The organism is Holdemanella sp., from assembly GCF_056804935.1.
Genome location: NZ_DBMEXE010000003.1, coordinates 6,597 through 16,104, shown reverse-complemented (window position 1 = coordinate 16,104; position 9,508 = coordinate 6,597). Strand labels below are relative to the sequence as shown.

Below are 9,508 nucleotides of genomic sequence, written 5' to 3'. Positions count from 1 at the left end.
AAAAAAAAGAAAAAATTATGCCAATGATTTGATCAGTAAAAAGAACCTACGCTTTACACGTAGGTTCGATTTAGTCATTAAAAATATAGTATATAGTTCAACTTTTACGTACATTTTGTACAGTTTTATGTCTTATTTTATTAAATTTTAAGCAAATCTTCCATATGGATTAGTATTGTATCCTTTTGAATTTAATACACCAGCTTTCATCCATCTACGTTCTCCACTCGATGCACTAATCCAACTGATCCAAACGAATCCTTCACGTTTTACATATCCGTCGTATCGAACGGACATTCCGTTAGAGTAGTACAATCCTGTATCAATTCCTTTTTCAGTTGGTGCTTTTCTAATCTTCAAAGTTGTATTTGGATAGAATGTAGCACTTTCTCTGTTGAAATCTGACGGAATACCATTTAAAACAGTTTGAACTGATTGAGTACTTCCTCCAGGAATATGAGGGTCTGTATCAGTTCCTGTATCATTTGTCCATCCAATCGCTACCCCATTACGATCTACACGATATGGATATTTAGCACCTTTAATCACTTTGCCAATAGAACCACTCCAATCACCTTTATAAACTTTACCTGTTCCATTGCAATTTACACTTAATGTATTTGTGCAAATTGGAGTACCAGTAGAGTACTTTTCACCACTTGGAGCGCTTGGAGTACTTGGTTGTGTTGGAGCTACAGTTTGACCATCCAATCTAGCATTTACTTCTTGTGCTAACTGTGGCATTTTCGAATGTAAATAAGGGCCCGGACAAGCGGTCGCAGTAAACATTCTATGTTCGGTTAAACTGCCATTCGCATTACCAGTGTAATTCAATCTGAATCTATATCGTTTACATACATCCACGCATAGATTTACCAATGCATTCCATGCTTTAGGTGAGATCGTCCACGTATCTGTATTATCGTTAGCAATTTCAATTGTAATTGATTGACAATCATTGTAGTAATTACTTGATGTCCATGCACGATTTTCTTCATCGACATTTGCAACAATTGTACCATCTGAACCAATACAGTAGTTGGCACTAGCTTCCCTTCCAGCTACCTGAAATGATCTAGCACAAGTCTCTGCTGACCATTTACAAGCCATATGATGCGGTGTAATCTTACATACTTTGTAACCTCCTCTACCGCGCATATAGTTGTCTGCACTAGCAGGAATATATTTATTTGTTAAGCTTGAGTATGACATTCATCTTCACCTTCTTCTTTTCCGTTTGATAGCTCTGATTGAGCTTCTTCTGATAATTCTTCAAATTTTACTTCTTTTTCTTCCATGATTCTGTTCTCCTAATTCTTCTCGACTAAAAAGTCCTGAATTTCCTTTCGTGTAGCCTTTAGGCTTTCTTTATCATCTTCCGATAACATTCCATCGAGGATGGCCATGTTCGCTTTTAACATCAAGTCGCCTCTTTTTTTATCCTCTTCTAGCCGTTCATCGTGGTCAGACAGAATGCGAGTATGCTCCTCTAATTTGCGGTTGATGCCTTCTTGATTGAGTGTAATCTTTTCAAGTGAATTTAATCGCTCGTTATCTCGATGTAATAATTCTGTATGTCTTTTCACCGTTTCTTTAAGATCATCGCTAGGCTTTTTTAATTCCTTGATAATCTTAACAGTGGCCCAGACAAGGCCAATAAAAGTAAGACACCATACAATCTGTTCACTAGTAATCACAAAGTTCATTACCAGCGCCCTCACTAATTTTCTTTCGTTGTATCTACTTCAGGAAGTCCGGCCAACGATGTCAAAAGTGACAAGATTCCGGCCAAGGCAGTGCTTGATACTACAACTTTAATATCCACTTGTTCCATCATTTGTGATGTTCCAATCATCGCAATCGCAGTCTGACACATTGTTTTTAAGCAGCGTGTGCATGCTGCACTCCACCATTTAGCATTTTTTAATTGTTCCATATTCTATCTCTCCTTGCTAACTCCATAGTTATCAACAATGTGCCAGTCATCACATGCACAATTGCTGATTGTGTATACAATATCGTCTGAATCCGTTAATTTTAAATCAATACCATCTTTCGTATGGATCATGATGATTCCATCAACGATATGCCAATATCCACTCCAGTGACTACGCGCAACCTTGTGGCCACGTGTCATAGATATAAACGCAGATGCAAAATTCATATACAATTCCTCCTAGATCAACTCAACATTTTCGATTTTTGCACGAATAACTAAGATGTCCATATATCGTTTCATGGCATCTAATTGAAGATCATAGATTTCTCTTGGACAAGTTGGTTTGAAGTTTAGCTTTCCTTCGTCCCATTTGTCACACATGGCTTTTAATTTGTCGTGACGAATCTTCACTTGAAAATACTCACCTTTAAATCTATCTTTATAGTCTGCAGAGTTCATCAACTCTACTGTTTCATTTAATTCCATGCTTTTGCCCTCCTACTTGTATACCTTTCCAGTAATTTCTTTATATTCTTCTGGTGTGATCAAACCTTTTTTGACCGCATTCTTAACTGCAGTTAGTGGCCACACTTTGGCACGATAGTACATTTTGATTTTTTCAAATAATTCTGAATGTTCCATTTTCCTAACCCTCCAAAATTGTATCTGTCATCATGGCAGTGTATAACACTTGTGCCTGGATTTTTTCTGCAGCACTAAGTGTTGGCACTGGCTCATAATCTAAGTAGTTTTCCGGATTGTTCTTCAAATCATTCAAATCAATGTTTGAAGTCAATTCACAGAATTCGTTGTAATCATATTCATAGTAGTGTTCAGAAGGACACATTTCTGTAGGCTCTGTATCTCCTTCTGTCTCATTCAAATAAACATAAACATAAACTTTATCCTCAAACGTAAACGTCTGCACATTTGGCATTTTCTTGTAGAATTTTTGTCTTATCATATTTAGACACAACCTTTCTAGCCTTTTTAAACAAGGCAAATAGATTATTACTTTTTAGATATTGTTGAGAATCAGAATGTTCCAATAAGCCTTTATAAGATAACAATGTCTTCGCGTTAGTCACGCTGTTCGGATTTCTTCTGAACTTAGTGACTGCTCTTCTAATGTGTCGGAAAGTTTTTCTTCGAATAGTTATGTGATCGCGATAGATTTTAAATCCCATCATATCCACAAAATCATCATCACCAATTTTGAAACATCGCCAGGAATCTTTAAGATCCAATCCTTTAGTGCGCATTTCTTCTTCCAGTATTTCTACTGCACGCATCATATCTTTAGAATTAGATCCTGCGATAAATAAATCATCCATATAGAATAATGTTTTATAAATAAGATTAACTCTTTGAATTGTTCCATTTCTTTTATGTCTGACTCTGTATGATCTTTCCTGAATCTTGTGATATACATCCATCAAAAACAGATTACCAAGGTACTGTGATAGATATGATTCAATACTTAAACCTTTTTTGAATGTCCTGATCAGAGTCTTTATAAGCCACATAAGATGCTCATTCTTAACTCTTTTTTCTAGCCAAGCAATAATCGTGTCCTGCGGAATCGATTCATAATATTTACGGATATCGAACTTACACACATAGTTGATTCTGTATTTTCCATTGTGCTTTTCCGACAACCATCGATGTATGGCCAAAGCTCCATAAATTTGTCCTCTATCCGGTAAAGAAGCACACTGGTACTTTCCTAATCCTGCAATCAATTCAGACAATCCAGCCACTGCGATATAGTCATATATCTGTTGTTTGATGTCCTGGATGCCGATAACTCTTGCTTTTTGAGAACCGACATCATATATCGTTCGATACCATATAGGTACTAGATCCAACTGTCTGCACATCAATTCTTTCTGCAGTACAAGTGCAATGTTATCTATATCACCATATGTATCGAATAGTCTGACAATATCTGGTCTTGTCTTCTTTTTCTTTTGAAGACATCTATGTATACAGTCTTTTATTAAATCTAAATCAGTAATATCTACATTTTTACATTTTCTTTTCATTGAACTTTAAATCCTTTTTCGATTGTTTGTGTATAGGGTTTCGACAAAAAGTCTACTAGTCTACGTTCGTCACAAAATTTTACATCACAACATGACGTTGTCGATGTGAGCATCTATATGATGGCTTACTCCAGTTTCCTGGGCTCGCGAGACATGGTTAATGTATTTAATTTATAAACAATCATGCGACAAGTAGTTCCACCTGGCATTGCCAAGGCCATTCCTGCAATTCAAGTAACAAAGGCCGGCATTCGAGCCATTCCTGAGGTTACCGCCCTACCATGAATCCTCTAAATTTAATATTTAATTGTTAGCTAACAATGCAAGGGGGATGCCCCCTTACAACCCCCGATTGAACAATCAATCGAGCGACAAGAAGCCCCACCCGGCACCGCCAAGGCCATGCCAGCAATACAAGAAACAAAGGCCGGCATACGAGCCATGCCTGAGGTCACCGCCCGTAAGATATTCTCGTGTTCCGCTTGTTGATTGTCCTCCGGCATATAGATAGTCGCCTACACCCTGGCCACTTCCTGATCCAAATGCAGATGGGAACCATGCGCCATCCACGATAGAGATATCTCCAATCCACGAATCTGAACCATCTGCCTTGGCCGGAATCGTTCCAATCTTTGTATAAGTATTCTTGATTGTTGCTTCAGATGACGAATGCGCTACGCCTCTAGGTGCGCGATATACATCTTTCGAATAATCCGCATTAAAGACCATGACTGTATCGCCTGGAATCGTCCATCCACCAACACTGAATTCTAGTCCTTGGATTCTGTATGGATGTTTTCCATCTGTGTTCGATGTTGGAGATCCATCGTGATGGCCAATAACTACATCAGTGCATCCACTATCCCAATGCCACGAAGACATGTAGATGTATTGTGTTGCGCTACCTCCGGTGACTGGAGTTGTATCGAAAGGATCGCAATCTAGATATACCGCACAGTTATCTGCATCTAGATCATCGATTCTTAGAATCTTGGCCGCATATGCGTATTTATACATCGTTGAATTTCCTCTATCTAAATCGACAGAGCCATCACCTTTATCTCGTCCATATCCGACTATTACGCTAGATCCAATTTGCCATGATGCTTTTTCACTTTTCGGAATTGGGAAATACGTAGCTTTTGTTGAACGTTCCACACTGGATTTCGTCTGCATAGAATAGTTTGTATTCCCTGAGAAGATTGTCTGCGAGTTTTTAGTCGCATACTTAATCATCAACATGATGATCCCGAACGTTTGTCTATCAATTCCGGAACCCCAAAAACCTGGACCTTTTTTCTGATAGTTCACAATAATGTTATCGTGGCTTTGGTTGATAGCTACTTTTCCAGGTTGAGATCTCAATTTTCCATCACTTGCGGTTACGCTGTGAAATCTAGAATAAATAAAGTAAGGCATTACTGTGCCATCTGCACGCACTGCAGCAAACCAAGGTTTTAATCCTAAAGCGTGATTAGGTGAATCAGAAATCAACCATTCTGTATAATTCTCTGTTTCGATTTGTTTGTAATAGAAAGTCATCTGCAGAGCACCACAGTCAACTGCACCTGTCTCTTGATAGTTTCCATCACCAATCATTGCGACTGGATATGCAAAACCATCATCATATCGCTTATAGTTACACTCATACCACTTGAACAAAGGAATGTTCTTGTAGTCATCTGTACCCTCTACAATATCTGTACTAGGTTGGCAGACTAATCCAACATTGTCTCGTGTCTTTTCACACGAACTCGTTGGATTTGACGCAAACTTCCATACTTTTGTTCCATAGATTTTTCTTGTTCTCTGTGGAATAAACATTGAATTAAAATAGTCGGCACTGTATTTCTCATATCCAGGTACCATCTTTTCAAGTGCGTTCGCAACTCTTGTCAATTGCTCATCTGTGGCCAGAAACTTCTCTACATATGTTTCTGCAGATGCTGCTAAAGCTACTTCACTCGAATTCTCTGACATACTTTTCCTCCTTTAACACTCAAACCTAAAGTGTCAATCAAATTATTGATTGTAAACACTGCGGCTGATTTTGTGTTTTCAATATCATCAATCGCATTTGTGTGTTTGGATGCGATTGAGCTCAAAGCACTGTCTGAATTTTTTTTAATTTCAGACAAAGTACTTGTTTTTGTCGAATTGATTTGTTTAACCGCTTCATCCGACACTTGTTTGGCATACGCTAATAACTGCATGACTTCATCTTTTGACTCTGTGGCCACTGATCCAGTCACGTGCAATAAGCCTTCGGCCACATTGCCGATAGCTTTCAATGTATGCCATTCGCGTTTAACTGTGCTACCATCTAGCATTTCTGCACACACCCAGAATTCAACGTTTCCTTTTTCTTTCAAGGCATTCGCGTCAACTTCCCAGGCAAAGCTGCAGATTCCGTTCGTAATAAATTTATTCGTGACTAAGTAGGATCCAAACTCTCCAGCAGCATTCTTGTAGATGATTCGAACTTGAGCATTCGTCATATCGAATAATTCTGTTGGCCATGGATCCATTTGAAAATGTACTAGGCATGCATTCTTATCGTATTGCACACCTAATAGGTCACATCCTTCTGGAATTGCGATTTGCCTTGTCACGCTGTCAATAACACAGACATTGCTAAATGATTCAGATTCGCTATACACTGTGATTCCCATATGTATAAACCTCCATTCTATCCATAGTTCACACCTTTCTTTACGTTTCCGTTGATGTTCCTATAGACTTTTTTAACCTTTTTGATTGTTCCATTGTGATTGTAATAAACACGAGCAACCTTGACTCTACCACCCTGATTGAACGCAATCTTCAACTGATCGGCCGGAGTCGTAAATGATGCATATACACAACCCGTATATTGAACAGTTCCATTACGATCCACAACTTTAGTCGTTATCTTATAAGATGATTCTGGATTCAATCCAGTTACCTTGATAGATCCATTACCATTGTCCGGACTAACATTCCATGTCTTTCCGGTAATTGCACACCACAGATACACTCGCCAGTAGTTTCGCACATTTGATAGTTTGTAATCGATTGCTGCATCGAATGGATTGATGTTCCTTGGATTGCTGCACTCGTACACGCTTGGACCACCTACACTCTGTGATTCGCCAATAACCCCTGATGCAGAGAAGCCACCAAACGATGTGCTACATCCAGGCGCGTGATAAACGCTCGGCCCATTGCCAAACGGAAGATCTAGAGTCCCTGCTGCAAGAACTCCAGTCTGTGTTACGCCTGATATATTCACATTGAATGTATGCTGATTCGTGTGAAACATAAAAACAGCCTCATTCCACTGGAGGCTGTTCTGCCAATAATCTTCTTTAATAAACATGGAGTAGTGCCAACGCATCGCGATGTTTGGCCAACTTCCAACTAGCTCTGTCCAATAATCCACCATCATGTGGATTCCACTTGTATTGGATCCACAATCTTTTCTCGTCATATTTAAACACCTATCCTTCTAATTGAAAGTAGAAATATCCACTAGGACAAGTGCTTGTGGTTGGTGTCGATGTTCCAACTTTCCACTTAAACTTTTCACACTCTGCAATTCGACTTGAAAGACTTTTATCTGCTTTTTCTAAACTTGGAATCTTATCCTCGACAGTCTTCACACGCTTACTCACATCTGTGATATCTTTCGTGTTGTCGTTGATTGATTTTCCATGCGTAGTGATGTTGCCTTCATTTGTGGCCACTCGTTGGGTCACGCCATCAATCAAACCTTTATTCGCTTTGATTTGATTCAATAAGTTTCCTGCAGTATTTCCATCTAAAGCTTTTTCGAGCTCTGCCAGTAATGCATTGTATTGATCATACATCGGCTGTGTTGGAAGCTTGTTTGTTCCGTCCGTTACAAGACCACAGAATGTTTCATTTAAACGTGTGTCGATGATGTGCGCAGATGTGATCGTGGATGCATTCCCAGGTACCTGGATGATTGCTAAAATAATTTCATAAATGTTTTCATTTCTAATTGGTGCTGTTGGCCTGCTTCCATTTCCTCTTACATACGTTAGAACACAATTGTTTGTAGCTTTTGTATATCTGCATGAAATGTAATCGTAGCGTGTAGTAGATGATGCGATATCAATTGATAAAGTAACATCGGAAGTGTTTCCATAAGTAAATCCACCAATCGCACTTTTAGCACTAAATAAAAATGCATAACCAGGTGAAACTTTAATGTTCATTCCTCCGGATGCAGATACTTTCAAATCATCCCCGGTCGCATTAAAGATTCCTGTGGTTCTACCAACATGATATAGACGAACATCTTCAGACAGATATTTTGTATTATCTAAAGGATATGCTTTTTGTGCCATATTTAACCTCCTATTCTATTTGTAGAATTAAATTGATTTTTGTGTCTTCGTTTCCTTCCTCCACAAAATCTATACCTGTAATACGTGCATAAACTTGTAGACCGTATTTAATACTAATAACCGGGACAATATCACCAAGATCATAATCTCTTCCTAAGATAATTAATTTATCTTCAGGATTTAAAGTAAAAGAGAAGACAAATGCGCCTTCCCTGGTTTCTAGTAATTTTTCTTCTCCACGAATACGGAGTAATTCGTTGTATTCGCTATCTGAATACGTTTGCTCATTTCCGTTTGAATCTTTATATGTTCGTTGCAAATCTCTCGCGTCCACATACATTTCTATTAATGGCTCATTAGCCTCACGCATATCTACTGTAACCATTCTACGATTCCCATCGTCATCGTCACCTAGAACATACGCAAAATTCTTGTATTTGGATAACTCTACTTCGTATCTTTGCGCCAAAACATTTCCTAGATCATCTGAAAATTTAGCTTCATCTCTTCTGGATCCGGAATATATTTCAAAATAATTCAATACGTTATTCTTAACGATTTCTCGATATCCATATCCAACTAAAGCACAATACTTTTGAACTGTTTTTCTTAGACTTAACCAAGTTGTTTCGGAATCTGGTATTTTAGCTGTTAACCCTTTTGAATCTGCAACATTAATATCTAATCCGCGTTTATTATCAGATACACATTTTAATAACGATGATTCAACGTTTCTAACAGTCAATGTGTTTATATTAACTCGATCATCTAAATTATCCATATATCCACTGATAATTAATTCCGTTTCATCGTCTTCCTTCGGTATAACAGATTTAATAAACATGATCTCATTCCGTTCCTGACAAACGATGCGATTGAATTCAACTAGATATTTTAAATTATCTGTTGTAGCTTTCGCATATATTACTGCTTTTCCTTCTTCACAATAACGAGGTTTCCATTGGATGCTTGTCACGTTTTGAAGTAGTGCTTGCTTCTTTCCTTCACGATCATAAATAAAATAATTCATTAGACACCAGCTCTCACCGTTTCAAACGATAATTCTACAATTAAGTTTTGTTCGTTTGTATCAGCACTATATCTTAATACATTCTCACCCACTGCCAATTGGAAGAAAATGCTATCGAAATCCATCATCCAAAATACATTTA

The 9,508-nt window shown here is 38.1% G+C and carries 14 protein-coding genes; all 14 read right to left on the bottom strand.

What is annotated here, in order from left to right; genetic code table 11:
• Nucleotides 1-147 precede the first annotated feature (147 nt).
• On the bottom strand, nt 148-1,212 hold the full coding sequence (locus ACZQCL_RS00440; protein ID WP_482481468.1) for an N-acetylmuramoyl-L-alanine amidase: 1,065 nt from the start codon (nt 1,210-1,212) through the stop codon (nt 148-150).
• 98 nt (nt 1,213-1,310) lie between these two features.
• A complete protein-coding gene (locus ACZQCL_RS00435; RefSeq protein ID WP_482481466.1) occupies nt 1,311-1,706 on the bottom strand; it encodes a hypothetical protein in 396 nt (131 codons plus the stop codon).
• A 14-nt stretch (nt 1,707-1,720) separates the two neighbouring features.
• Nucleotides 1,721-1,936, bottom strand: a complete 216-nt coding sequence (locus ACZQCL_RS00430) for a holin (protein ID WP_288028398.1) — start codon at nt 1,934-1,936, stop codon at nt 1,721-1,723.
• A 3-nt stretch (nt 1,937-1,939) separates the two neighbouring features.
• The gene (locus ACZQCL_RS00425; RefSeq protein ID WP_270778008.1) at nt 1,940-2,164 is read right to left on the bottom strand and encodes a hypothetical protein; all 225 of its coding nucleotides are present in this window, start codon (nt 2,162-2,164) and stop codon (nt 1,940-1,942) included.
• A 12-nt stretch (nt 2,165-2,176) separates the two neighbouring features.
• Nucleotides 2,177-2,425, bottom strand: coding sequence for a crAss001_48 related protein (locus tag ACZQCL_RS00420; RefSeq protein WP_482481463.1), 249 nt, complete (start codon nt 2,423-2,425; stop codon nt 2,177-2,179).
• Nucleotides 2,426-2,437: 12 nt separating this feature from the next.
• On the bottom strand, nt 2,438-2,581 hold the full coding sequence (locus ACZQCL_RS00415; protein WP_302316647.1) for an XkdX family protein: 144 nt from the start codon (nt 2,579-2,581) through the stop codon (nt 2,438-2,440).
• Nucleotides 2,582-2,585: 4 nt separating this feature from the next.
• Nucleotides 2,586-2,903, bottom strand: coding sequence for a hypothetical protein (locus ACZQCL_RS00410; RefSeq protein ID WP_482481461.1), 318 nt, complete (start codon nt 2,901-2,903; stop codon nt 2,586-2,588).
• The gene (locus ACZQCL_RS00405; RefSeq protein WP_482481459.1) at nt 2,848-3,984 is read right to left on the bottom strand and encodes an RNA-directed DNA polymerase; all 1,137 of its coding nucleotides are present in this window, start codon (nt 3,982-3,984) and stop codon (nt 2,848-2,850) included. The genes ACZQCL_RS00410 and ACZQCL_RS00405 overlap by 56 nt, the downstream gene beginning before the upstream one ends.
• A gap of 360 nt (nt 3,985-4,344) precedes the next feature.
• Nucleotides 4,345-5,964 carry a hypothetical protein gene (locus ACZQCL_RS00400; RefSeq protein ID WP_482481457.1) on the bottom strand — a complete coding sequence of 540 codons (1,620 nt, stop codon included), beginning with the start codon at nt 5,962-5,964 and terminating at the stop codon, nt 4,345-4,347.
• Complete coding sequence (locus ACZQCL_RS00395) at nt 5,940-6,656, bottom strand: hypothetical protein (protein ID WP_482481455.1); 717 nt, start codon at nt 6,654-6,656, stop codon at nt 5,940-5,942. Before ACZQCL_RS00395 ends, ACZQCL_RS00400 begins: the two co-directional genes overlap by 25 nt.
• A gap of 17 nt (nt 6,657-6,673) precedes the next feature.
• On the bottom strand, nt 6,674-7,453 hold the full coding sequence (locus ACZQCL_RS00390) for a hypothetical protein (protein ID WP_482481453.1): 780 nt from the start codon (nt 7,451-7,453) through the stop codon (nt 6,674-6,676).
• A 10-nt stretch (nt 7,454-7,463) separates the two neighbouring features.
• The gene (locus ACZQCL_RS00385; RefSeq protein ID WP_482481451.1) at nt 7,464-8,336 is read right to left on the bottom strand and encodes a hypothetical protein; all 873 of its coding nucleotides are present in this window, start codon (nt 8,334-8,336) and stop codon (nt 7,464-7,466) included.
• Between the two features lie 10 nt (nt 8,337-8,346).
• Complete coding sequence (locus tag ACZQCL_RS00380; protein WP_482481449.1) at nt 8,347-9,366, bottom strand: Gp37-like protein; 1,020 nt, start codon at nt 9,364-9,366, stop codon at nt 8,347-8,349.
• On the bottom strand, nt 9,366-9,508 hold a 143-nt coding region (locus ACZQCL_RS00375; protein ID WP_482481476.1), incomplete at its 5' end, for a hypothetical protein. The genes ACZQCL_RS00380 and ACZQCL_RS00375, both read right to left, overlap by 1 nt.

What these genes read in the sequence shown, in the direction of transcription:
- ACZQCL_RS00385 (WP_482481451.1), bottom strand. Translation starts at nt 8,336, where the DNA reads ATGGCACAAAAAGCATATCCTTTAGATAATACAAAATATCTGTCTGAA.
- ACZQCL_RS00400 (WP_482481457.1), bottom strand. Translation starts at nt 5,964, where the DNA reads ATGTCAGAGAATTCGAGTGAAGTAGCTTTAGCAGCATCTGCAGAAACA.
- ACZQCL_RS00435 (WP_482481466.1), bottom strand. Translation starts at nt 1,706, where the DNA reads ATGAACTTTGTGATTACTAGTGAACAGATTGTATGGTGTCTTACTTTT.
- ACZQCL_RS00430 (WP_288028398.1), bottom strand. Translation starts at nt 1,936, where the DNA reads ATGGAACAATTAAAAAATGCTAAATGGTGGAGTGCAGCATGCACACGC.
- ACZQCL_RS00425 (WP_270778008.1), bottom strand. Translation starts at nt 2,164, where the DNA reads ATGAATTTTGCATCTGCGTTTATATCTATGACACGTGGCCACAAGGTT.
- ACZQCL_RS00440 (WP_482481468.1), bottom strand. Translation starts at nt 1,212, where the DNA reads ATGTCATACTCAAGCTTAACAAATAAATATATTCCTGCTAGTGCAGAC.
- ACZQCL_RS00415 (WP_302316647.1), bottom strand. Translation starts at nt 2,581, where the DNA reads ATGGAACATTCAGAATTATTTGAAAAAATCAAAATGTACTATCGTGCC.
- ACZQCL_RS00405 (WP_482481459.1), bottom strand. Translation starts at nt 3,984, where the DNA reads ATGAAAAGAAAATGTAAAAATGTAGATATTACTGATTTAGATTTAATA.
- ACZQCL_RS00410 (WP_482481461.1), bottom strand. Translation starts at nt 2,903, where the DNA reads ATGATAAGACAAAAATTCTACAAGAAAATGCCAAATGTGCAGACGTTT.
- ACZQCL_RS00395 (WP_482481455.1), bottom strand. Translation starts at nt 6,656, where the DNA reads ATGGGAATCACAGTGTATAGCGAATCTGAATCATTTAGCAATGTCTGT.
- ACZQCL_RS00390 (WP_482481453.1), bottom strand. Translation starts at nt 7,453, where the DNA reads ATGACGAGAAAAGATTGTGGATCCAATACAAGTGGAATCCACATGATG.
- ACZQCL_RS00420 (WP_482481463.1), bottom strand. Translation starts at nt 2,425, where the DNA reads ATGGAATTAAATGAAACAGTAGAGTTGATGAACTCTGCAGACTATAAA.
- ACZQCL_RS00380 (WP_482481449.1), bottom strand. Translation starts at nt 9,366, where the DNA reads ATGAATTATTTTATTTATGATCGTGAAGGAAAGAAGCAAGCACTACTT.